The organism is Maribacter thermophilus, assembly GCF_001020565.1.
Lineage (GTDB): Bacteria > Bacteroidota > Bacteroidia > Flavobacteriales > Flavobacteriaceae > Maribacter > Maribacter thermophilus.
On sequence record NZ_LDAS01000001.1, the window covers coordinates 2,370,712 to 2,395,149 of the forward strand.

A 24,438-nucleotide genomic window follows, 5' to 3' on the forward strand; every position below is an offset into this window, starting at 1 on the left:
TTTTTTCATTATTTTTGCTTCGAAATATATCAACAATGCAATATAAAAGGATACTCCTAAAACTCAGTGGCGAAGCATTAATGGGCGAAAATCAATATGGAATAGACCCAAAAAGGCTCGCCGAGTATGCGGAAGAAATTAAACAAGTAGTTGAAAAAGGAATCCAGGTAGCTATCGTAATAGGTGGAGGAAATATTTTCAGGGGCTTGGCAGGAGCCGCTACTGGTATGGACCGTGTACAAGGAGACCATATGGGAATGTTGGCCACGGTAATAAATGGTTTGGCACTACAAAGTGCTTTAGAGATGAAAGATGTACAAACCAGATTACAATCTGCCATTCACATCAATGAAGTTGCGGAGCCCTTTATTCGAAGAAGGGCATTAAGACATCTAGAAAAAGGTAGGGTGGTCATATTTGGCGGTGGCACCGGCAACCCGTATTTCACGACAGATTCAGCTGCAGTTTTAAGAGCGATCGAAATTGAGGCCGATGTTATCTTAAAAGGAACAAGGGTAGATGGGATTTACACCTCAGATCCAGAAAAAGACAAAAATGCAACAAAGTTCGATACTATTTCTTTTCAAGACGTATTACAAAAAGGGCTTAAAGTGATGGACACCACTGCTTTTACCCTTAGTCAAGAAAACGAACTGCCTATAGTTGTTTTTGACATGAACAGAAAAGGAAATCTTTTAAAAATCATCGAAGGTGAAACCATCGGAACTACGGTAAACATGTAGTTTCTTTGGCACAATTAATGTTTCCCTAAAGAAAATTTTACTATGAACGAAGAAATACAATTTGTTTTAGACGCCGCACAAGAAAGTATGAATGCCGCCATTGCACATTTAGAAAGAGCGTTCGTTAAAATTAGGGCAGGAAAAGCAAGCCCGGCCATGCTTTCCTCGGTTTTGGTCGAATACTATGGGTCACAGACACCCTTATCGCAAGTGGCCAATATAAATACCCCAGACGGAAGAACCATTTCCGTTCAACCATGGGAGAAAGGTATGCTCTCTGAAATTGAAAAAGCTATCATGAACTCGAATCTCGGATTTAACCCCATGAACAATGGCGACCTGATTATTATCAACGTTCCCCCATTGACCGAAGAACGTAGAATACAATTGACCAAACAAGCAAAGGCAGAAGCAGAACACGCCAAGGTTGGGGTAAGAAGCGCAAGGCAAGACGCCAATAAAGACATCAAAGACTTGGAAGTATCCGAAGATCTGGAAAAAAAGGCTTTGGTGGATGTACAAGAACTCACAGACAAATACGTAAAAAAAATAGATGATTTCTTAGCGGCCAAAGAAGCCGAAATCATGAAAGTCTAAGAAAATTACACCTAATTATTGTACAAAAAAACAAGCAGCTTTCACCAGCTGCTTTTTTTATGCAGCCCCTTATTCTTTTTAAACTCCATTTTTAGGTACAGTTATCCACATTGGTTAACTTTGCATTCTTCTAAAAATAAGTATGGTTGCTAAACTCACCACAGGATTTTGGGCTATAACGGCCAGAATAATACTAAGGAACAGAATACTGATTTTGCTGCTAGTGGCCGCCATGACAGTATTTCTTGCCATGCAGTGGAAGAACATGCGTTTCTCTAGCTCACAGGCAAATTTACTTCCAGACGACCATCCGGTAAATATAGAATACCAACACTTCTTAAACCAGTTTGGCGAAGAGGGCAATGCCGTAGTGTTCGCCATAAGGGATAGCGCACTCTTTAATCCTGTTATTTTTAACAGATGGAACAAATTAAGCAAGCAACTTAGCGCTTTCCCAGAAGTCGATTTTGTTCTCTCTACCGATAACCTTCAAGAACTCGTAAAAGATAACGAAAAACAACAATTTGTAATGAAACCCCTTATCACGGGGGAATTAAAGACCATTAAAGAAGTTGACAGCGTCACCCAACACCTGTTCAACAACATGCCTTTTTACGAAAATCTTATCTACAACAAAGAAAGCAAGACGGTCAGGACCGTGATGTACCTGGACAAGGACATCGTTAACACCAGCGTTAGAAAAGATTTTATCTTACAAGACCTTAGCCATTTGATAAAAAGGTTTGAGAACGAAACAAATCTTAATGTCCATATTTCTGGCATGCCCTATGTACGGACGATGAACTCACAGAACATTATCGATGAAATCGGCAAATTTATACTAGCGGCCCTGGGTGTCACCTCTTTAATATTCTTCTTTTTCTTTAGAAGCTTCAGAGCCACCTTCATTTCTATGTGCGTAGTAATAATTGGAGTTATGTGGGCATTTGGCGTCCTAGGATTATTGCAATACGAAATAACGGTACTAACTGCATTGATACCACCATTGATTATTGTAATCGGAATTCCAAATTGTATTTTTCTCATTAATAAATACCAACAAGAGGTTAAAAAACATGGTAACCAAGCACTTTCGCTACAACGGGTAATTTCCAAAATCGGAAATGCTACCTTAATGACCAATATTACCACCGCCTCTGGTTTCGCAACATTCATAATTACGGACAGCAAGCTGTTAAAAGAATTTGGTATTGTAGCCTCTATCAACATCATTGGCATATTCGTCTTATCACTACTGATCATCCCCATTGTATACAGCTTCCTTTCCTTACCAAAAACAAGACATTTAAAACATTTGAACAAAAGGTGGATCGATGCTTTTGTAAGTTGGATGGAAAACATTGTGCGCCATAAAAGAATAACCGTGTACACGGTCTCTATTTGCCTATTGGTCATAAGCATTATAGGTATTTACCAAATTGAAATATCTGGAAGCCCTATAGAGGATATGCCCAAAAAGGCTGAGTTCTTTAAGGACATCCGTTTTTTCGAAAAAGAGTTCGACGGTATTATGCCCGTAGAAATCGTAGTGGACACCAAAAGCCCAAAAGGGGTATTAAAGCCGGCGACCTTAAAAAGAATGGACCGACTTGGAGAAGTTATCGAAGAAATACCCGAACTGTCTCCACCCCTGTCCGTCGTAAACTTGGTAAAATATTCGAAACAGGCGTTCTACAACGGAATACCCAAATATTACCAACTACCCACAAGCCAAGAAAACACCTTTATCATGGATGTTGCCCGTAAATCTACGGACGACAACAACCTTCTTAAAAGTTTTGTGGACAGCACCGGGCAAATAGCAAGGATTACGACGTACATGCAAGATGTTAAAACAAACCGCATGGAAGACATCGAAGCACGTCTTAAGGAGAACATTGCCAAAATTTTTCCGGCAGAACGCTACAATGTTTACATGACCGGCAGTGCACTCATATTTTTAAAAGGAACCAAATATCTAGTAAACAACCTAATCTCATCATTGGCCTTGGCCATTGGCCTTATTGCTTTGTTTATGGCCTATTTGTTCCGGTCGTTTAGAATGATCGTAATATCACTGATACCAAACCTGTTACCTCTAATTATAACGGCGGGCATCATGGGTTTTGTAGGGGTACCTATAAAGCCGTCTACCATCTTGGTATTTAGCATTGCATTTGGTATATCTGTAGATGACACCATTCATTTCTTGGCAAAATACAGACAGGAGCTTGCTTCCAAAAAATGGCATATAAAGAGATCGGTCTATGCTGCCCTAAGAGAAACGGGCGTCAGTATGTTCTATACCTCCATTGTATTGTTTTTTGGCTTTTCAGTTTTTATCATATCCAATTTTGGAGGTACCGTGGCCCTTGGGGCACTCGTATCGGCAACATTGCTCTTTGCCATGCTCGCGAATCTTATATTACTACCCTCCCTTTTACTATCGTTAGAGAAGAGTATCGCCAACAAAAAAACGTTAAAAGAACCACAGATAGACATATTACCCAAAGAAGAAGAAAACGACTAAGCACTTTTTTAGCGTTTATATTGTTTTAAGCGAGGTATTCATTCATTCTTTTTAGCCAAAAAGCTATCTTTGGCTTTCTAATTTTCAATAGATTTAAAATGCGCTCAGTAAGCATAAAAGAACTACTTACAGGAAAAAAACTACTTCAGGAAGTAACGGTAAACGGATGGGTAAGAACCTTTAGAAGCAACCGTTTTATTGCACTAAACGATGGATCGTGCTTAAGCAACATTCAATGTGTGGTAGACTTTGAGAAATTTGACGAAAACATTTTAAAACAAATAAATACCGGAGCGGCATTAAAAATTTCCGGGACCTTGGTAGAAAGCCAAGGCAAGGGACAAAATGTAGAAATACAAGTAAGCGAGATATTCGTTCATGGCGGTGCCGACCCTGAGACCTACCCCATACAACCCAAAAAGCACTCTTTGGAATTTTTACGGGAAAAAGCTCATTTACGAGTAAGAACAAATACTTTCTCGGCGGTTATGCGCGTACGTGCCGCCTTGTCGTTTGCCATACACGAATATTTTAGAAATAACGGATTCTATTATTTTCATTCACCCATTATAACCGGTTCGGACGCAGAAGGGGCCGGCGAAATGTTCAGGGTAACTACTTTAGACGCCAAGAACCCTCCATTAACAGCGGATGGAGAAGTGGACCATAAAGAAGATTTTTTCGGAAAAGAGACCAACCTTACGGTTTCCGGACAATTAGAGGCCGAAGCTTACGCCATGGCCCTTGGCAAGGTATATACTTTCGGACCTACTTTTAGGGCGGAAAATTCCAACACGTCTAGACACTTGGCCGAATTTTGGATGATAGAACCAGAAATGGCCTTTTATGATCTGGACGCCAATATGGATTTAGCCGAAGATTTCATAAAAAGCGTACTAAGCTATGTATTGGAAAACTGTAAAGAAGACCTTGTATTCTTAGAAAAGCGCCTGCTTGACGAGGAAAAGACAAAACCACAAGCAGAACGCAGCGATATGCCTTTGATAGAAAAGCTAAAGTTTATAACCGAAAACAATTTTAAACGAGTCACCTATACCGAAGCTATAGAGATATTAAGAAATAGCAAACCTAACAAGAAGAAAAAATTTCAATACCCGATCAATGAATGGGGTGCGGACCTACAAAGTGAACACGAACGTTACTTAGTTGAGAAGCATTTTAAATGCCCGGTCATCTTATTTGATTACCCTGCCAAAATAAAAGCCTTTTACATGAGGCTGAACGAAGACGGAAAAACAGTTAGGGCTATGGACATACTATTTCCCGGTATTGGCGAAATTGTCGGTGGATCTCAGAGAGAAGAACGTTTAGATGTTTTAAAGGAAAAAATGGCCGCATTACAAATACCAGAAGAGGAACTATGGTGGTACCTGGACTTAAGAAAATTTGGTACGGCCGTGCACAGTGGTTTTGGACTCGGTTTTGAACGTTTGGTTCTATTTGCCACGGGCATGGGAAACATCAGGGATGTTATACCTTTCCCTAGAACACCTCAAAATGCGGAGTTTTAATCGTATTTCGTTATTTTTATAAATAGCAACAGAAAACAATGTTAAAACAGCATCTACAGTTTAAGTTATCACAAAAACTCTCGCCTCAACAAATTCAGTTGATGAAGTTGATTCAATTGCCCACACAGGCATTTGAGCAACGTCTTAAGCAAGAATTGGAAGAGAACCCTGCGCTAGAAAGCGGAAAAGAGGATTTGGATAACGCAAACGATGAGTTCGACGATCTTTACGAGAACGAGTCGGATAGTGAAACTATAGCTGCCGAAGACATAAACATTGATGATTATCTGAGCGACGACGAAGTACCCGACTACAGAACACAAGCCAATAATTATAGTTCGGACGATGATGAAAAAAGTGTTCCGTATGCAGCAGGCACCACATTTAACCAATATTTACTAAATCAGTTAAATACGGTTTACCTTAACGATGACGAATGGGCCATAGCCGAATTTCTTGTGGGAAGTGTGGATGAAAGCGGATACATAAGAAGGCCGATCACCGATATACTGGACGACCTTGCGTTCACCCAAAACGTGTATACGGATGAAGAGACTATTAAAAAAGTACTTTCTATCGTACAAAGCCTTGATCCACCAGGGGTAGCGGCTAGATCATTAGAGGAATGCCTGATTATTCAATTAGAGAGAAAAGAGCTGACACCCAGTGTGGAACTGGCCATTTCCATTTTAAAAAAATCTTTTGACCAGTTTACAAAAAAGCATTATAAAAAACTCATCCAAAAACACAATGTTACGGAAGAGGAGCTTAAAGAGGCTATTTCAGAGATAGAAAAATTAAATCCGAAACCTGGAGGCTCTTACTCGGGCAATAATAGAATTATAGAACATGTAGTACCCGACTTCTCGATCAGAATCGTAGAAGGAGAACTAGAACTGAGCCTCAACGGAAGAAATGCCCCTGAACTTCATGTATCCAAAGAGTATAGCAATATGCTGAAAGGTTACAAAGAGTCGAAAGACAAATCAAAATCGCAGAAAGACACGGTACTATTTATAAAGCAAAAGCTAGATGCCGCAAAATGGTTCATAGATGCCATTAGACAAAGACAGCAAACACTTTATATTACCATGAACGCCATAATGCAATATCAAAAAGAATATTTTTTAACCGGTGATGAACGCAATCTCAGACCTATGATTCTTAAGGATATCGCAGACCAAATTAATATGGACGTTTCTACCGTATCAAGGGTGGCCAATAGCAAATATGTAGATACCCCCTATGGCACCAAACTGATCAAGGATTACTTTTCCGAATCCATGAAAAATGAACAAGGTGAAGATGTTTCCACCAAAGAGATAAAGAAAATACTGGAAACGGTTATCACTGAGGAAGAAAAACGAAAACCTCTCACAGACGATAAACTAGCCGCCATATTAAAAGAAAAAGGCTACCCGATCGCTCGCCGCACGGTAGCCAAGTATAGGGAACAATTAGGTATACCGGTCGCAAGATTGAGAAAACAGATTTGATGAAACTTTTTTTCAATGCCATCTCGTACATCTTCCACCCTATTTTTATCCCGATATACGGCACAGTTGCCTATTTCCTATCTACACCGAAGTACACTCCGTTAGAGGCCCAAAGCGGCAACATACTACCTATTTTTATCCTAACGATAATAATACCCATAGTATCTTATTTGATATTGAGAAATTTGGGAGTGGTCAAATCAATATTTTTATCCTCGATACAAGAAAGAAAATATCCGATATACATCTATATTACCTTATTATTACTGGTTTTGCTAAAGGTAATTCCCAATAATTATATTGCTGAATTATATTTCTTCTTTGTTGGTCTCACCGGTGCCGCCTTTGCATGCTTAATTTTACTTTTTTTCAATTTCAAGACAAGTTTGCACCTAATAGGGGTAAGCAGCCTGTTTATGTACCTAATAACCTTAAGTATTCACTTTGAAATAAACCTACTAATGGGAATTTGCCTTTTTGCCTTGATATTGGGCTTGGTCGCATCATCAAGAATATACCTAAAGGCACATACAAGGCCCGAACTGGTCATAGGGCTGTTGATCGGTTTACTATCACAACTATTAACAGTTAGGTTTTGGCTATAGTATATAGAATATAATACCCACCCTCAATGGCCTAAAACCAATTGAATCTCCATCTATTTGGGCAGTATCATCGAACAGATTGCTTAAGGCATAATACGCATGCACGTTAAAAGTATTGTAACCAAAATTTAAGGTTAAACCATATTGAAATTTAACCACATCGGTATTAAAAAAACCATTTCGATACTCGGTCGTAACCAACTTGGACCGTGCTCCGATTACATAAGCGCCTTTTACTCCTGCATACACTCTCCAGAACTTATACTCCTCCCGCGTTGAGTTACGCCACCTAAACTCTATCGGAAACTCCACCAAATGCGTTTCTAGCTTACTTCTTTTAAAATCCGAACTACCACTATCTATACTATAAGAAAAGCCGTCTGAGAGCTCCTCAACTTTTAAATTAGAATAGTAGGTATTTAACGCCAACCCCAAACCGATGCCTATTGCCCTCGTACTCTTTTTGTTCAACGGAATATCCTTGATCAACCCAGCCTGTAGACCATACGATAAATTTCTTTGCTTAAAATCATCGGGCTTATTTCCAACAAAGTTATACGAGACACCAATATAGAATTGGTCCTCAAAATATTTATCGCTACCAACACTATCCGTAGGAGTTTCCGATTGCGTATAGGCACTAAAGGAAAACAAAAGAACCAAAATTAAAAAACGACCCTTCATATTGAGGTAAAGTTAATGAAATAAAAAACGCTTCAAATAAATTTGAAGCGTTTTAAAAAGTTTGAAAAAATTTCAACTACTGAAGATTCCTAAAAGCGTCTCCTTCGTAAGTTGTATAATTAACTTTTAATGCATTTACTTTTCTAAGTTCTTCCTTAATATCGGAAATCAACCCCATTTTCGCATTCTTATCCACTTTTAACGCTGTGGTAAGAACGTTCTGAAGTTCTTGAGGTTTCTTAGCCCTTTCCATTAATATATAATCCCCAACCTCGGACGGACTGGCAAATTTATCATTTAATTGAATCTTAGGCTCCGTACCAAATACTTTTTGATATTCTTTGGTAGGCGTACCGACATAAATATAGATAACCCTATCCTTTTTTTCTAGCTTCTTAATTTCACTAGCATTAGGAAGTATGTTCTCTACTTTTAAGGAACTATCCTTCATAACAGTAACCGTCATAAAGAAAAATAAAAGCATAAATACAATGTCAGGAAGTGACGCAGTTGACACCGCTGGCACCTCTCCATCTTTTTTCTTTGCAAATTTAGACATAGTGTTTTATTTATGTTTTATTATTAATTGGAAGAGGTTTCTGCTTCAGATAGTTTTTGAGGAAACAATTCTTGAATCTTCTTAACCTTTTCCTTTAATTCCTCTTTAACATCATCAGGGGTTTCAGGATTAAGATACTCCGCTTCCATATCCACGAATTTTCTACCGTACAACCTCTGAGCCTCTCTATTCCTCAAATCGTTATAGGCCCCTACCAATTCATTCTGAACGGTAATATAGGTACTATATTTGGTCTCCCTATCGTTTTTTAAGGATATAATCGCCTTTGAAGGATTATCTGATGATTCCGGATTCTTTGTTCCTTGACAATAAGAACATGTACCATCCCCACCATTATCCAAAAAAGCCATAGCCTTTGATCTCAAATCCTTTAGATCGATCAACTCCTCATCGGCCAACAACTGACCATTCTTGTTAATATTTACCTGAAAGATGTTTTTCTGCTTAATAACAACATCTGTATCGGGCGGCTCAATTGGCGGTAGCATACGATCCAATCCCGCATCAGTTTCAATAGTAGTAGTTACCAAGAAAAAGATAAGCAGTAGGAAAGCTATATCCGCCATGGAACCAGCGCTTACTTCTGGTGCTCCTGCTCTTCTAGCCATAATTATTTATTTTTTTTATTTACTAAACATATTTTTAACTGCTGGTACAACCAAGGCCGCCACAGCTATAATCGTAAGGATAAAAAATACGTTCAACCCCATACCGATTTTCTTCACAGTACTTTCATCCGACATTGCCAAATACTCCGGATCTACATCCGTTCCACTGGCCAACACGTAAGAAATAACTACTACCAATAAAAATCCACCAACAACGAACAAGGTCTTTTTAAGCCCTTGAGGGTTAGAAAATAAATTCTTTAATGTAAAGATTAAACTTGCCACTACCGCAATTCCCAATAGTAAATAAGTTATCATAAACATGGTATTCATCGCCCCACTTTGTGCAGCCTCGTCAACTGGCATATCGGAACTTGGTAGCATATACCATAGTATAGCACTTAGCACACCTATAGCAATTAATGCTATTTTTATAATTTTTTGCATAATTTTTAGGTATTTAGGTGATACTTATTTTTTGTGGTCTACCAACATATCGATTAAAGTAATCGAAGAATCTTCCATATCGTTTACGATACTATCGATTTTAGCAATAATATAGTTATAGAAAATCTGAAGGATAATCGCAGTAATAAGACCGAATACCGTTGTTAATAACGCCACCTGAATATCACCTGCAATAAGAGAAGCACTCAAGTTACCAACAGCCGCAATCTTTTGGAAGGCCTGAATCATACCGATTACCGTACCCATGAAACCAAGCATTGGTGCAATAGCGATAAACAAAGACAACCAAGAAACATTTTTCTCTAACTGTCCCATTTGAACACCACCATAAGCAACTACTGCCTTCTCAGCGGACTCTATGCTCTCTCCAGCTCTATCCAAACCTTGATAGTAGATAGAAGCAACAGGACCTTTTGTGTTTCTACAAACTTCTTTTGCAGCCTCAACACCACCGGAAGCCAATGCATCTTCTACTTTTTGCTTTAATTTTGTACTGTTAGTGCTAGCCATATTAAGGAATATGATTCTTTCAATAGCTACGGCAAGACCAAGAATTAAACACAAAAGAACGATACCCATAAAACCGGCACCCCCTGTAATAAACATTTCTTTTAATACTTGTGTAAAACCTTTCTCCGCCTCAGGAGCTGCATCTTGCACTAGCAAAGCTACTGCCGCTACTTTCGCACTTACCATATTTGTACCTGCTACAAATGCCCCAGCAACCGCTAGGCTTGGAAATAATTTTTTCATTTTTTCAAACTTAAATTAGTTAGTTAATAGGGTTAAAGATAAAAAAAAAACAATATAAAAAAAGTAAAACTTACTTGCAGAGAGGAAGGGATTCGAACCCTCGATACACTTTTGGTGTATACACACTTTCCAGGCGTGCGCCTTCGACCACTCGGCCACCTCTCTAGTTGAACCTTTTTAGGGTGGACCAAATAACAAAAAAAATATTACACAATAAAATTATAGTGGTTAATTTTAGCGCATTTCCCCGCGCAAAGAAGTTTCAAAAACCGTTTTAAAGTGTTTCTGTGACACCCCGCTCCCCAACATATACATTGCTTTTGAAATAGCCGCCTCAGTGGTAATATCCTTACCGTTAATGACTTGCATACTCTTTAAAGCGGAGCTAGTCTCGTACTGCCCCATCATTACGCTACCACCAGAACACTGGGTTACATTAATTACATGCAAACCTTCATTTATAATTTTTTTAAGACTTTTTAAAAACCATGCCTGGGTAGAAGCGTTTCCAGAACCATATGTTTCAAGAATCAAAGCCTTCAAGCCCTTACTATGCAACACACTCTCCAACAAAGACTGGGTTATTCCTGGAAAAAGTTTTAAAACGGCTACGTTCTCATCCATTTTTTTATGGACAATTAATTTTTTATTCTTTTTATAAGGGAGTAAATATTCTTCATAAACATTAAGATGCACCCCAGATTCGATCAAAAAGGGATAGTTCAAAGAGGCAAATGCCTGAAAATTCTCCGCATTGATCTTGGTAGTTCTATTGCCCCGATACAACTTATATTCAAAATACAGTCCTACTTCCCTAACGACCGGAATCCCTTTTTTATGAAGGGCAGCTATCTGGATCGATGTTATCAGATTTTCTTTGGCATCTGTACGTAAATCTCCGATAGGCAACTGAGAACCGGTCAAAATAACAGGTTTACCAAGATTTTCCAGTAAAAAACTAAGCGCTGAGGCCGTGTAACTCATTGTATCACTACCATGCAACACCACAAAACCATCATAAACCTCATAATTATCCTCTATAATAGTAGCTATTTTAACCCATTGTGCCGGTGTCATATCGGACGAATCTATAGGTTCATCAAAAGAGACGGTATCAATGGAACAATCCAACTGATTTAATTCTGGAATATGTTTTAAGAGCTTTTTAAAATCAAAAGCCTTAAGGGCCCCAGACCCGTAGTCTTTTACCATACCAATGGTGCCTCCGGTATATACTAACAGTATTCTTCTTTCCACAGTTCTAATTTTACCAAAAAATCATACACCAAAAACTTCTTCCGAATTTCTGGTAGTAATTTGAGCTACTTCTTTTGCCTCCCTTTCATAAATCGCGGCCACCTTGTCCAAAACATTTACAATGTAAGAACTTTCATTGCGCTTGCCCCGGTACGGCACCGGAGCCAAATAAGGTGAATCTGTCTCCAAAACTATATCGTTAAGGGATATTTGATTTAAAAAGGTATCGATTTTTCCGTTCTTAAAAGTAACCACCCCACCAATACCCAGTTTCATATTATAAGAAATTGCTTGTTTCGCCTGTTCCAAAGTACCCGTAAAGCAATGAAAAATACCTCTTAGGTCCTCCCCTTTCTCTTCTTCAAGAATTTCAAAAACCTCATTAAAGGCTTCTCTACAATGTATGACTATGGGCAATTGATATTCCTTTGCCAAATGAATCTGCTTTTTAAAAGCTTCTTGTTGTTGTCGCAAAAAGGTTTTGTCCCAATATAAATCTATACCTATTTCCCCTATGGCATAAAATTTACGCTGGCCCAATAAATCCCTGACATGCTCCAATTCTTGCTCATAATCTGCCTTTACATGCGTCGGATGCAAACCGGTCATCAAAAAAATATTTTCCGGATAAGCACTTTCCAACTTCAACATACTATCGGTATAAGTTGAATCTATGGCAGGAATAAAGAATCTTTTTACACCTTGCGCAATCGCCCTTTCTACAACCTGGCTTCTATCCTCGTCAAAAGCCTCACTATATAAATGTGTATGGGTATCTGTAATGTTCATAGGACAAAAATAGGCTTATCTTTGATTTTTATTACCATAACCACTAATTCAAATTTAATCTTACCAAAAAGGGATTATCGATTAACACTTATATATGTCATCACTAAAGAAATTTTTAAAGAATAAAAATTATTACAGCGTTGATTTGGTATATACATCTACCAATCACTTTGAACTTACCGCCAAAATTAACGGGGTCAAGGGTAGGTTCATTTTAGACACGGGAGCATCGAACACATGTGTAGGGTTAGATAAAATAGACCCATTTAAATTAACCTCAAAAACCTCCGATATTAAAGCCGCAGGAGCGGGAGCCACGGACATGGAAACCTCTACCTCTAGTAAAAACCACATTGAAATAGGAAAATGGAACCACAAAAAACTTAAAATAGTACTCTTTGACCTAATTCATGTAAACACGGCCCTCACTGCCCACAACGCACACCCCGTAGATGGCATTATCGGTGCCGACATTCTTAAAAAAGCAAAGGCCATTATAGATTATAATAAGAAAAAACTATATCTAAAGGCCAAATAAAACCTATTCAAAAAAAGAAGCACCGGAAAATCCGGCGCTTCTTTTTTTTATACATTAAAACAACCTATAGGCTACATCTCCAACGCTCTTTTTACGTCGTTGTTCATTAACAGCTCTACAGGATTTTCCAATGCCTCTTTTACAGCTACCAAAAAGCCAACAGATTCTTTACCATCAATAATTCTGTGGTCATAAGACAAGGCAACATACATAATAGGTGCTATTGCAATGGCTCCATCTCTGGCAACCGGTCTTTCTACTATATTGTGCATACCCAATATGGCACTTTGCGGAGGATTTATGATAGGTGTGGACAACATAGACCCGAACACACCACCATTGGTAATGGTAAAAGTTCCTCCGGTCATCTCATCTACCGTAATCTCACCTTCACGCGCTCTTATCGCCAATCTTTTCACCTCTGCCTCGATTCCCCTGAAACTTAGGTTCTCAGCATTTCTAATTACAGGAACCATAAGACCTTTAGGTCCGGAAACGGCAATACTAATATCACAGAAATCATATGATATCATTTCTTTACCGTCTATCATCGAGTTTACCGCTGGATACATTTCCAAAGCACGCACAACCGCACGGGTAAAGAAAGACATAAAACCAAGACTAACCCCGTGTCTCGATTTAAAATCTTCTTTATATTGATTTCTTAATTCGAATATAGCACTCATATCCACTTCGTTAAAAGTGGTCAACATGGCAGTTTCATTTTTCGCAGAGACCAATCGCTCCGCTACTTTTCTTCTTAGCATAGAAAGCTTGGACCTTCTTTCTCCTCTATTACCACCGGTTACAGGGGACCCCATAGACGGTTTGGCATTCATGGCATCTGACTTGGTAATTCTACCATCTCTTCCCGTACCCGATATACTGGATGCATCAATACCTTTTTCTGCCAATATTTTCTTTGCGGCTGGTGACGCGGCACCTGTTGCATATGTTTCTTTTGTCTGAGGAGCCTGAGGCGCTTTTTCAGTTTTCACTTCTTCTTTCACCTCTTCCTTTTTAGCACTATCGGTAGCTTTTTCCGCATCCGAAGAAGCTCCTTCAGGTTTTGCAGCACCCGTATCTATAAGGCATACCACGGCACCCACCTCTACGGCATCGCCTACCTCTGCCTTTAGGGTTATTGTTCCACTTGCTTCCGCAGGCAATTCCAACGTTGCCTTGTCAGAATCAACTTCCGCAATGGCCTGGTCTTTTTCTACATAATCACCATCTTCAACCAACCACTCGGCAATCTCGACTTCTGTTATAGACTCCCCCGGAGAGGGAACTTTCATTTCTAGAATCATTCTTTCTATAATTTGATATTTTACTTCTTATTTTTTGGTCTTGTCATGTTGTCCTTTGTCTTATCGAAGACATAATCGATAACCTGTTGGTGCCTTGCTTTAGACCTGACCGAACTACCTGCTGCCGGTGCGGCATAATATCTTCTCGAGGCCACCCTAAATTTATCCACTTCGCTAAAATGCATCAATAAGTGACTCCAAGCCCCCATATTTCTGGGTTCTTCTTGTGCCCAAACAATATCATCCGCATTACTATATTTAGCAATAATGTCTTTCATTTGCTGATCCGGCAAGGGAAAAAGTTGCTCTACCCTTACCAAGGCCACGTCTTCACGCTTCAATGCCTCTTTCTCCGCCAACAAATCGTAATAGAACTTACCAGTACAGAACACTAAACTTTTAACCTTGCTCACTTTGGCCGTAGCATCGTCTATCACTTCTTGAAAGCTACCTGAAACCAAATCCTCTATACTGGATACGGCCTTTGGGTGCCTTAATAAACTCTTGGGCGTAAATATTATGAGGGGTTTTCTAAAGTTCACCTTCATTTGGCGTCTAAGTATATGAAACATTTGTGCCGGTGTGGTCACATCTGCTATATACATATTGTCTCTTGCACAAAGCTGAAGATAACGTTCCATTCTTGCCGAGGAATGCTCCGCCCCCTGACCTTCATAACCGTGGGGCAACAACATCACCAAACCATTCTGCAATTTCCATTTGTCCTCGGCAGACGAAATATACTGATCGATCATAATCTGGGCACCATTGCTGAAATCCCCGAACTGGGCCTCCCATATAGTCAACGTATTAGGACTTGCCATGGCATAACCATAATCAAAACCTACCACTCCGTATTCCGATAAAAGCGAATTGTAAATCTGAAACTTCCCTTGATTCTCAGAAATATTGTTAAGCAACAATACCTCCTCTTCACTTTCCTCTACTTTCATTACCGCATGTCTGTGAGAAAAAGTACCACGTTCTACATCTTGACCGGACATACGAACACCGTAACCTTCTTGCAATAATGTTCCATAAGCCAGCAACTCGCCCATGGCCCAATCCAAAGAATTGGTCTCAAAGAACATCTTTTTACGGTCCTTTATCAATTTTTCTATCTTCCTCAAGAATTTTTTACCAGCTGGTAGTTCAGTGATCGCTTTGGCAATCTCGGTCAATTTCTCCCTATCGTACGTGGTATCGACAGGTTCCATCATTTCCCACTCGCGAACATTCTCAAAACCTTTCCATTCATCCGCCATGAAAGGGGTAATCACGGTCTTGTCCTCTTTTCTGGAATCTTCCAACTTCTCTTCGAGCGAATCTTTATATTCCTTTTCCAGTTGGGCTACATAACCTTCGTTGATAATACCCTCTTTTATTAACCTTTCCGCATATATATCCCGTGCATTTTTATGCTTTGATATGGCCTTGTATAGTTTTGGCTGGGTAAAGCGAGGTTCATCTCCCTCGTTATGCCCGTATTTTCTATACCCCAGCAAATCGATGAATACATCTCTGTCAAATCGCATTCTATATTCCAATGCGAACAAGGAAGCGTGTACTACAGCCTCGGCATCATCGGCATTTACATGTAACACAGGGCTCAAAGTTACCTTACTTACATCTGTACAGTAGGTAGAAGACCTTGCATCCAAGTAATTGGTGGTAAACCCTATTTGGTTGTTCACTACTATATGTATGGTTCCTCCGGTCTTATAACCATCCAAGGTAGCCATTTGAATAACCTCATAGACGAGTCCCTGACCCGCAATCGCGGCATCACCATGAACTACGATAGGCAGCACCTTAGAGAAATCATCCTCATAATGCGCATCTTGTTTTGCCCTGGCTATACCCTCTACCACCGCACCTACGGTTTCTAGGTGAGATGGATTGGGGGCTATGTTCATTCGTATTTTATTTCCATTATCGGACATTCTGTCGGAAGTCCAACCCAAGTGATATTTTACATCACCATCGAATATTTCTTGTTCATAATCCTTACCGTCAAATTCGCTAAAGATATCCTTGGCAGATTTACCAAATATATTGGTAAGCACATTCAATCTACCCCTATGGGCCATTCCCATCACAAATTGCTCCACTCCCATTTCGGCCGCACGTTCCACAATAACGTCCAACGCAGGTATCAGAGATTCGTTACCTTCCAGCGAAAATCGTTTTTGCCCAACATATTTTGTATGTAAAAAGGCCTCGAACGAAACTGCTTGGTTCAATTTCTTAAGAATGTGCTTTTTTCTTTCTGGAGTAAAATTGGGATGGTTGTCGTTTACATTGATCCAATCTTGAATCCACTTAATCCTTTCCGGCTTCCTAATATACATGTACTCGACCCCTATAGCATCACAATAAATGCTCGTCAGATGTCTAATGATCTCTCTTAACGAACAGGGCCCGATACCAATAATTTCGCCGGCATTGAACACCGTGTCCAAATCGGAATCACTTAAGCCAAAATTCTCAAGAGACAAACTAGGCTCGTACTGCCTTCTGTCCCTTACCGGATTGGTTTTTGTAAACAGGTGTCCTCTACTCCTGTAGCCATCAATAAGTCTTACAACCTGAAATTCTTTCTGTAACGATTCAGGCATTTCTATCGTATTACCATTAACTGTAACGGTCGTACGGTTGTCAGAATCAATATCGAGCCCGTCCAACGAACTCTCTACCCCAAAATCGAATCCTTGAAAAAAGGCTCTCCAACTTGGTTCAATACTGTCTGGGTTTATTAAATATCTGTCATATAACTCGGAAAAATAAGAGGTATGAACAGCGTTCAAAAAGGAATATTTATCCATGGATAACTTTCTGTATCTTTAAGAAGAAATTTGAACAAAAATACAACATTTACAATATCTAACGGAAAGTTCACCCGTATTATTGAAAAAAAATAACGTTTAAAACAAATTTGCCCAAATGCTGTTAAAAAAAACTATTCTAATATCCTTTTTGGCCTTACTTTCCATTTCTATTTTTTCACAGAACAGAGCTACAAATGAGAATTTTTGGAGCAATGTTCGTTACGGTGGAAATTTTGGGCTTGGTTTTAGCAATGGAGGCTTTAACGCCTCTATTTCACCAAGTGCCCTCTATCAGTTCAACGAACAATTTGCTGCCGGAACCAGCTTAAGTTTCAATTACGCCAAATATGATGATCAAAAATTGGTAGCATACGGGGGCAGTATACTTTCACTTTTTAACCCCATACCCCAATTACAAATTTCAGCAGAGTTCGAACAACTCAGGATCAACAGAACAATAGATACCCCAACAACTTACTGGGAAGACAATTATTGGTCTCCGGCATTGTTTGTAGGGTTGGGCTATAGCACCTACAACGTTACCTTTGGAGTACGATACGACCTACTTTACAATAACGACAAAAGCATATATGGTGATGCATTGATGCCTTTTGTCCGCGTTTATTTTTAAATTGACCACAACCAAACCAACCTTTCTTTATGAACAAATTAAAAAACAGATACCTCTCTCTTGATGTATTCAGGGGCATGGATGTTGCCCTTATGATCATCGTAAACTCCCCTGGCAACGAAGTTATGAGTTACGGACCTTTAAAACATGCCGCATGGAACGGTTTTACATTGACCGATCTGGTTTTTCCAACTTTTTTGTTTGTAGTTGGCAATGCTATGAGCTTTAGCATGAAAAAATACGAGACTGTGGGAGAAGCGGTTTTTTTAAAAAAAGTATTTAAAAGGTTCGCCATTATTTTTCTTTTAGGTTTTTTAATGTATTGGTTTCCTTTTTTTGAGGACGGACACCTAAAACCTATTGCCGAAACCCGGATATTTGGAGTACTCCAGCGTATAGCCCTATGCTATCTTTTTGCATCTTTACTGATCCACTATTTCAAGGCCAAAAGCGTTTTAATATTCAGCGCAATAGCCTTGGTCGGATACCATATAATACTAATGGTATTCGGCGACCTAACCCTGACCGGCAATGCAGTACTAAAATTGGACAAATGGCTCATTGGGGCCGACCATATGTACCACGGTAACGGAGGAGTGGCATTTGACCCCGAAGGCCTGCTAAGTACACTACCGGCCATTGTAAATGTGATTGCCGGGTATTTTACAGGAAAGTTTATTCAAAAAAATGGCCAAAACTACGAGACAATCGCCAAACTAATGATGGCAGGCTGCCTTTTAGTTTTTGCCGGATTGGCCTGGGACCTATTATTACCCATTAACAAAAAGCTTTGGACCAGCTCGTTCGTATTGTTGACCTCGGGAATAGACTTGTTTATCATTGCTATTTTGGTATACCTGTTGGACATGTCCAAATCTTTCAAATGGACCTATTTTTTCGAAGTTTTCGGCAAAAACACCCTTTTCATCTATTTACTATCGGAGCTATTCATCATCACCTTGGCAGAAATCCCTATAAAGGAAACCAGTGCCTATACTTGGATCGCCGATAATATATTCATAGCATTTGCGGGCGATTATAACGGATCTTTTCTATTTGCCCTTTGGATTATGTTAACTTGCTGGTCCGTAGGATACTTTATGGACAAAAGAGGTATATACGTAAAGGTATGACCAAAACCAATTTCTTAACCCATGGAAAAATTATAAAGCACCGTTTAACGATACATGGTCTTGAACAATACTTTTTGAAATTCTCTTTTTAAAATCAAAAAAGTTACCCGATCCGCTACCTCAGCGGCTTCGGTTACCTGTATGTGCTTAAATTCTTTTTCAGGAACATCCACTACATATAAAAGGTTCAGGTACTCCGAAAATTGTTCGACCATTAAACGGTACACACGCTCACGAATATTGGAAACAAAATCCTTTGCATTAAATACCACAGGAAGATTCAAGGAAACATTGGCCATAGCAAAGTCTTTTTCTACCTGTGCAGTAAGTTTATCAATAAGTTCCTTTTCTTTGGCAACAAGCAACAATCCGCTGGTATCAACAATTTCGGCCTCCATAGCACCACTTAAAATTTAACAAAAACTACACACCCCTTCGAGACTACCTTTAAAAATAACTATTGCTTATAAACCACACCTTCCTTCATTACAAAAGCCACATCCGTCAAGGTTTCTACCTTTTTTAAAGGGTTGTCGTTTACCGCAACTATATCGGCTATATACCCTTCTTTCAATTGTCCCAATTTATCTTGACCCAATAATTTTGCGTTGGTTATGGTCGCCGACCGTATAGCATCTATAACGGGCATGCCGGCTTCATGCATATATACAAATTCTTTTCCGTTGTCGCCATGTGGAGACACCCCAGAATCGGTTCCAAAAGCAATGTTTACACCTTTCTTGTAGGCCTTAGCGAACGTGGCTTTTAACCTAGGCCCAATTTCCAATGCTTTCTTTGCTACAACAGCTGGCAAATAATTAGGTATTTTGGCCAACCTTGCCGCTTCTTGCCCTGCAGAGATCGTAGGCACCATAAATGCATCATGCTCTATCATCAAATCCATCGTTTCTTCCGACATCAACGTTCCGTGCTCAATAGTTTTGATTCCCCCTAGTATAGCTCTTCTCATACCCTCGTCGCCATGGGCGTGCGCAGCGGTAAGCATCCCATAATCATCGGCGGTTTCTGTAATTGCCTTTATCTCTTCAATGGTAAATTGCGGATTCTGTCCACTTTTCGCTACACTTAAAACACCTCCGGTAGCGGTTATCTTAATAACATCTGCCCCCTCTTTGTATCGTTGGCGGACCGCCTTTCTACCATCTTCTGGAGAGTTCACAACTCCCTCTTTAGGCCCAGGATCTCCCATTAGATCCTTTCTTGTTCCGTTGGTAGGATCTGCGTGGCCACCGGTAGAAGCCAATGATTTACCAGCCGTAAAGATTCTGGGTCCGACTATAGTTCCTTTATTAATGGCATCCCTTAAAGAAATATTCACCCCAGAACCACCTAAGTCCCTAACGGTAGTAAAACCGGCCATCAAAGTCCTTTTTGCATATATGGTGGATTGAAATGCAACATCCGCCTCATTCTTGGTAAACTTTTCCAAATACCTAGACGGACTGGATTCACTTTCTATATGAACGTGCATATCTATAAAACCAGGCAAAATAGTTTTCGTCCTTAGATCGATTACCTTATCATCTCCCTTTCCTGAAACATAACCGTTCAAAATACTTTTAATCTTATCTCCCGAAACAACAACGGTTTTTTCCGACAAGAATTTTCCGGATTCTACATCCAAAATTTTACCACATTGAATATAGGTGTCCTGTGCATTAACAATACCAACGACCAAAAACAATAAAAACAATACATGATTTTTCATAAGATAATCCAGGCTAAATTAAATAAAGGGAAATATAACCATATTTCCCTTTATTTTCAATGTCTTATGTATACAATATCAACTTCTGATTTTTTGTTCCCAAACCCATGCAGACTTCATGGCCTCATCCAAAGAATATTGGGATTTCCACCCCAACACTTCGTTTGCCTTGGTCGTATCCGCATAAGCCTCGGTAATATCCCCGGGCCTTCTGCCTACTATTTTATAGTTTAATTTTTTTCCAGACACCTTCTCAAAACTTTTGATCACTTCCAACACAGAGCTTCCTTTGCCCGTACCCACGTTGAACACTTCGTAATTTTCTTTGTTCTTACCTTCCAACAAACGTTCCAACGCCACTACGTGGGCCTTGGCCAAATCCACTACATATATATAGTCCCTGATGCAGGTACCGTCCGGTGTCGGATAGTCATCTCCAAACACTGACAATTCTTCTCTTAAGCCAACCCCAGTTTGAGTAATAAAAGGAACCAAATTTTGGGGCACCCCAATTGGCAGTTCACCAATCTCGGCACTTGGGTGGGCCCCCATAGGGTTAAAATACCTTAGTGCAATGGCATTCAAATTAGGGGTAACCTTACAAGTATCCCTAATGATTTCCTCTCCCATTTGCTTGGTGTTTCCGTAAGGAGACTCCGCTTCTTTTACAGGCGCATTCTCTGTAATCGGCATTTTATCGGCTTGGCCATAAACAGTGCAAGAAGAACTAAAAATAAAACTGGCATTGTTCTTACGGCTCAATTCCTTTAAGATATACACCAATGTTCCTATATTATTTTCATAATACAGCAATGGCTTTTCAACGCTTTCACCTACGGCCTTTGATGCTGCAAAGTGAATAACACCCTCTACGTCTGAATAGTCTTTAAAAAACTCCTCAACTTTATCCCTTTCTTTTAGATCCAACTTTACAAAAAGTGGTCTAATGCCAGTTATGCGCTCAATACCGTCCAGCACATCTTCATTGGAATTTGAACAATCATCAATAATAACGACTTCAAAACCTTTGTTCTGAAGTTCTACAACGGTATGCGAACCGATAAAGCCCAATCCACCTGTAACTAATATCTTCATAAAAATCTAATTGGTATCTAAAAGTAGTATTATAAAAAGTTAAGCGTTAACAAACTCGATAACCTTATCCGTAATAAAGGCAATTTGCTCATCATCTAACTCGGTATGCATAGGAAGGGAAATCACTTCCTGTACCAATTGGTTGGTAACCGGAAAATCCGCTTCGTTGTACCTATCGTCCAAATATGCCTTTTGACGGTGCAGCGGAATAGGATAATATACACCACAAGGAATATCATTTTCGTTCAGGTATTTCACAAGGCCATCTCGCTTACCATTGGTAATACGCAGTGTATATTGATGAAAGACATGACAATCGCAAGTGTCACATATATCTTCACAATCGTTCACGGTAACCGGAACGATAACATGCTTTTGATCCTTTAATGCCTCGGAATATTTGCGGGCCGCGGTTCTTCTTGCTTCGCAATAAGCGTCCAATCTTGGAAGCTTTGCCCTTAAAACTGCGGCTTGGATAGAATCTAACCTAGAATTTACCCCGACCACATCATGATGATAACGCTCGTACATACCATGGTTTACAATACCCCTAATGGTATGTGCCAAGGCATCATCGTTTGTAAAAATAGCGCCACCATCACCATAGCAGCCTAAATTTTTAGAAGGAAAAAAAGAAGTTGCCCCTACATGCCCCATGGATCCGGCCATGTACTTTTCTCCCGTTTTGGACAAATATTGGGCCCCAATAGCTTGGGCATTATCCTCTATTACAAACAAATTATGTTCTTTCGCCAACTCTAAAATGGCGTCCATATTCGCACACTGACCAAATAAATGCACCGGCACTATTGCCTTTGTTTTAGGCGTAATGGCATTTTTGACAGCATCCACATTTATATTGAAGGTATCCATGTCTACATCGACCAAAACCGGTGTAAGTTGCAGAAGTGCAATAACCTCGACAGTTGCGGCAAAAGTAAAATCGGCCGTTATAACCTCATCGCCTGGTTTTAATCCCAACCCCATCATGGCAATCTGAAGTGCATCTGTACCATTGGCACAAGGTATTACATGTTTTACCCCCAAATAATCCTCTAATTCTTTTTGAAACGCATGTACTTCGGGTCCATTGACAAAAGCGGACGTTTCCATTATTTGAGAGATCGAAGCATTTACTTGCTCCTTAATATCCTGGTATTGACCGCCAAGGTCTACCATTTGAATTTTTTTCATCTTTTTTGGATTATTTGAAGTAATGCAAAAATACGAAACGCGCCACAATGATTTTAGTGAAAGAAATGTATTTTAGTCCCAAATAAAACAAATTGCACAGTTTCTACAATATAATCGTTTCCATAGCTTGGCAGTTTTTAAAACTGATCGGCTTATTAAACCCCAAAATATCTCTCTTTGTAGAGGGTAGAAAAAACACCTTTGACACACTAAGAGAGCACATTTCGCCAAACGATAAAATCATCTGGATCCATGCCGCATCTTTAGGAGAATATGAACAAGGACTACCGGTGTTGGAAAAACTAAAAAGGGAATACCCAAACCATAAAACCTTATTAACATTCTTTTCCCCATCTGGATATGAAGTGAAAAAAAATTCTTCGCCGGCCGATATAACCACCTATTTACCTTTTGATGTTAAGAAAAATGTTATTCGGTTTCTTGACATGGTTCAGCCTAAATTGGTGATTTTTATAAAGTATGAAATTTGGCCAAATTACCTGACCGAAATAGGCAAAAGGGATATTCCGGCCATATTGATCTCAGCCAGATTTAAGAAAGATAAAATATTCTTTAAGAGTTACGGTGGGTTTATGCGTAAAGCACTTTCAAATTTTTCATTTATATACGTGCAGGACAACCACTCAAAAAGGCTTTTGAACTCCATTAACATCAATAGTGTAAAAATTGCCGGTGATACCCGTTTAGATAGAGTTTCTGAAATATTGAAACAAGATAACACCTTAAACTTTATGGATCAGTTCTGCCAAGACACCCTTTGTTTTATAGCAGGAAGCACTTGGCCCGAAGATGAAAAAGTTCTGGTAGACTACATAAATGAATCAACATCAAAAATAAAGTACGTAATCGCCCCACATAACATAAAGCCCGACCATATTACATCACTAAAAGCCGCTATCGAGAAAAGCACCCTTTTGTACTCAGAACTACCAAAAAGTATCGCATCGGAGACTCAGGTCATCATAGTCGACACCATCGGCCTTTTAACCAAAATTTATAGTTATGGAGACATTGCATACGTAGGAGGAGGATTCGCTACCGGCTTGCACAATACCCTAGAGCCGGCCGTATATGGTATTCCAGTAATCATAGGCCCTAGATATAAAGGTTTTTTAGAAGCAGAAGATTTGATCGAATTGGGCGGACTACTATCTATTTCCAATAAAAACGAGTTTTTTAAAATCACCGACAAACTCATTGCCGAGGAAACTATGCGTAAAGAAATAGGGCAAATAAACACAAAATACATTATAGATAACAAAGGCGCCAGCATCCAAATCATAAAGGATATACGTACATTATTATAATCCAAAGGCA

General features: G+C 39.4%; 23 protein-coding genes and 1 tRNA gene. 10 read left to right on the forward strand and 14 right to left on the reverse strand.

Annotated elements, in window-relative coordinates; genetic code table 11:
* Positions 1-35 precede the first annotated feature (35 nt).
* The 6 genes from pyrH to AB657_RS10270 all read left to right on the forward strand — a co-directional run bounded on the left by pyrH (position 36) and on the right by AB657_RS10270 (position 7,503).
* Entirely contained in the window at positions 36-743 is a 708-nt protein-coding gene (gene pyrH, locus AB657_RS10245) for a UMP kinase (RefSeq protein WP_047246399.1), read from the forward strand.
* A gap of 42 nt (positions 744-785) precedes the next feature.
* A complete protein-coding gene (frr, locus tag AB657_RS10250) occupies positions 786-1,340 on the forward strand; it encodes a ribosome recycling factor (protein ID WP_047246400.1) in 555 nt (184 codons plus the stop codon).
* Between the two features lie 142 nt (positions 1,341-1,482).
* Entirely contained in the window at positions 1,483-3,870 is a 2,388-nt protein-coding gene (locus AB657_RS10255) for an efflux RND transporter permease subunit (RefSeq protein ID WP_047246401.1), read from the forward strand.
* A gap of 98 nt (positions 3,871-3,968) precedes the next feature.
* Positions 3,969-5,402 (forward strand): asparagine--tRNA ligase, encoded by a 1,434-nt coding sequence (gene asnS / locus AB657_RS10260; protein WP_047246402.1) that lies wholly within the window; start codon positions 3,969-3,971, stop codon positions 5,400-5,402.
* A gap of 38 nt (positions 5,403-5,440) precedes the next feature.
* On the forward strand, positions 5,441-6,898 hold the full coding sequence (rpoN, locus tag AB657_RS10265) for an RNA polymerase factor sigma-54 (protein WP_047246403.1): 1,458 nt from the start codon (positions 5,441-5,443) through the stop codon (positions 6,896-6,898).
* The gene (locus AB657_RS10270; protein WP_047246404.1) at positions 6,898-7,503 is read left to right on the forward strand and encodes a hypothetical protein; all 606 of its coding nucleotides are present in this window, start codon (positions 6,898-6,900) and stop codon (positions 7,501-7,503) included. The genes rpoN and AB657_RS10270 overlap by 1 nt, the downstream gene beginning before the upstream one ends.
* On the opposite strand, the gene AB657_RS10275 is transcribed toward AB657_RS10270, so the two are convergent.
* The 8 genes from AB657_RS10275 to AB657_RS10310 all read right to left on the reverse strand — a co-directional run bounded on the left by AB657_RS10275 (position 7,498) and on the right by AB657_RS10310 (position 12,642).
* Positions 7,498-8,187, reverse strand: a complete 690-nt coding sequence (locus AB657_RS10275) for a porin family protein (protein ID WP_047246405.1) — start codon at positions 8,185-8,187, stop codon at positions 7,498-7,500. The two genes, AB657_RS10270 and AB657_RS10275, sit on opposite strands and share 6 nt — an antisense overlap.
* A 76-nt stretch (positions 8,188-8,263) precedes the next feature.
* Positions 8,264-8,746, reverse strand: coding sequence for an ExbD/TolR family protein (locus AB657_RS10280; RefSeq protein ID WP_047246406.1), 483 nt, complete (start codon positions 8,744-8,746; stop codon positions 8,264-8,266).
* Positions 8,747-8,769: 23 nt separating this feature from the next.
* The gene (locus AB657_RS10285; RefSeq protein WP_047246407.1) at positions 8,770-9,375 is read right to left on the reverse strand and encodes an ExbD/TolR family protein; all 606 of its coding nucleotides are present in this window, start codon (positions 9,373-9,375) and stop codon (positions 8,770-8,772) included.
* Between the two features lie 15 nt (positions 9,376-9,390).
* Complete coding sequence (locus tag AB657_RS10290) at positions 9,391-9,822, reverse strand: hypothetical protein (RefSeq protein ID WP_047246408.1); 432 nt, start codon at positions 9,820-9,822, stop codon at positions 9,391-9,393.
* Between the two features lie 24 nt (positions 9,823-9,846).
* The gene (locus tag AB657_RS10295) at positions 9,847-10,596 is read right to left on the reverse strand and encodes a MotA/TolQ/ExbB proton channel family protein (RefSeq protein WP_047246409.1); all 750 of its coding nucleotides are present in this window, start codon (positions 10,594-10,596) and stop codon (positions 9,847-9,849) included.
* Positions 10,597-10,673: 77 nt separating this feature from the next.
* Positions 10,674-10,761 (reverse strand) — tRNA-Ser (locus AB657_RS10300).
* Positions 10,762-10,830: 69 nt separating this feature from the next.
* Positions 10,831-11,853 carry an asparaginase gene (locus AB657_RS10305; protein ID WP_198146898.1) on the reverse strand — a complete coding sequence of 341 codons (1,023 nt, stop codon included), beginning with the start codon at positions 11,851-11,853 and terminating at the stop codon, positions 10,831-10,833.
* Positions 11,854-11,874: 21 nt separating this feature from the next.
* Positions 11,875-12,642, reverse strand: a complete 768-nt coding sequence (locus AB657_RS10310; RefSeq protein ID WP_047246410.1) for a TatD family hydrolase — start codon at positions 12,640-12,642, stop codon at positions 11,875-11,877.
* 94 nt (positions 12,643-12,736) lie between these two features.
* On the opposite strand from AB657_RS10310, the gene AB657_RS10315 reads away from it, so the two are divergent.
* Entirely contained in the window at positions 12,737-13,180 is a 444-nt protein-coding gene (locus tag AB657_RS10315; RefSeq protein WP_047246411.1) for a retropepsin-like aspartic protease family protein, read from the forward strand.
* 71 nt (positions 13,181-13,251) lie between these two features.
* Here the strand turns inward: AB657_RS10315 and odhB are convergent, their stop codons facing one another.
* Positions 13,252-14,490, reverse strand: a complete 1,239-nt coding sequence (gene odhB / locus AB657_RS10320; RefSeq protein WP_047246412.1) for a 2-oxoglutarate dehydrogenase complex dihydrolipoyllysine-residue succinyltransferase — start codon at positions 14,488-14,490, stop codon at positions 13,252-13,254.
* A 20-nt stretch (positions 14,491-14,510) separates the two neighbouring features.
* Positions 14,511-17,315, reverse strand: a complete 2,805-nt coding sequence (locus tag AB657_RS10325) for a 2-oxoglutarate dehydrogenase E1 component (protein ID WP_047246413.1) — start codon at positions 17,313-17,315, stop codon at positions 14,511-14,513.
* Between the two features lie 118 nt (positions 17,316-17,433).
* Here AB657_RS10325 and AB657_RS10330 point away from each other — a divergent pair, with 118 nt between their 5' ends.
* Entirely contained in the window at positions 17,434-17,949 is a 516-nt protein-coding gene (locus AB657_RS10330) for a hypothetical protein (RefSeq protein ID WP_047246414.1), read from the forward strand.
* A 29-nt stretch (positions 17,950-17,978) separates the two neighbouring features.
* A complete protein-coding gene (locus AB657_RS10335; RefSeq protein WP_047246415.1) occupies positions 17,979-19,082 on the forward strand; it encodes an acyltransferase family protein in 1,104 nt (367 codons plus the stop codon).
* Between the two features lie 44 nt (positions 19,083-19,126).
* Here AB657_RS10335 and AB657_RS10340 read toward each other — a convergent pair whose 3' ends face one another.
* The 4 genes from AB657_RS10340 to AB657_RS10355 all read right to left on the reverse strand — a co-directional run bounded on the left by AB657_RS10340 (position 19,127) and on the right by AB657_RS10355 (position 23,100).
* Positions 19,127-19,480 (reverse strand): hypothetical protein, encoded by a 354-nt coding sequence (locus AB657_RS10340; protein ID WP_047246416.1) that lies wholly within the window; start codon positions 19,478-19,480, stop codon positions 19,127-19,129.
* Positions 19,481-19,539: 59 nt separating this feature from the next.
* Positions 19,540-20,811 (reverse strand): metal-dependent hydrolase family protein, encoded by a 1,272-nt coding sequence (locus AB657_RS10345; RefSeq protein ID WP_047246417.1) that lies wholly within the window; start codon positions 20,809-20,811, stop codon positions 19,540-19,542.
* Positions 20,812-20,889: 78 nt separating this feature from the next.
* On the reverse strand, positions 20,890-21,906 hold the full coding sequence (gene galE / locus AB657_RS10350; RefSeq protein ID WP_047246418.1) for a UDP-glucose 4-epimerase GalE: 1,017 nt from the start codon (positions 21,904-21,906) through the stop codon (positions 20,890-20,892).
* Between the two features lie 39 nt (positions 21,907-21,945).
* Positions 21,946-23,100, reverse strand: a complete 1,155-nt coding sequence (locus AB657_RS10355) for a DegT/DnrJ/EryC1/StrS family aminotransferase (protein ID WP_047246419.1) — start codon at positions 23,098-23,100, stop codon at positions 21,946-21,948.
* 92 nt (positions 23,101-23,192) lie between these two features.
* Between AB657_RS10355 and AB657_RS10360 the strand changes: the two genes are divergently transcribed.
* A complete protein-coding gene (locus tag AB657_RS10360) occupies positions 23,193-24,428 on the forward strand; it encodes a 3-deoxy-D-manno-octulosonic acid transferase (protein WP_047246420.1) in 1,236 nt (411 codons plus the stop codon).
* Positions 24,429-24,438 lie beyond the last annotated feature (10 nt).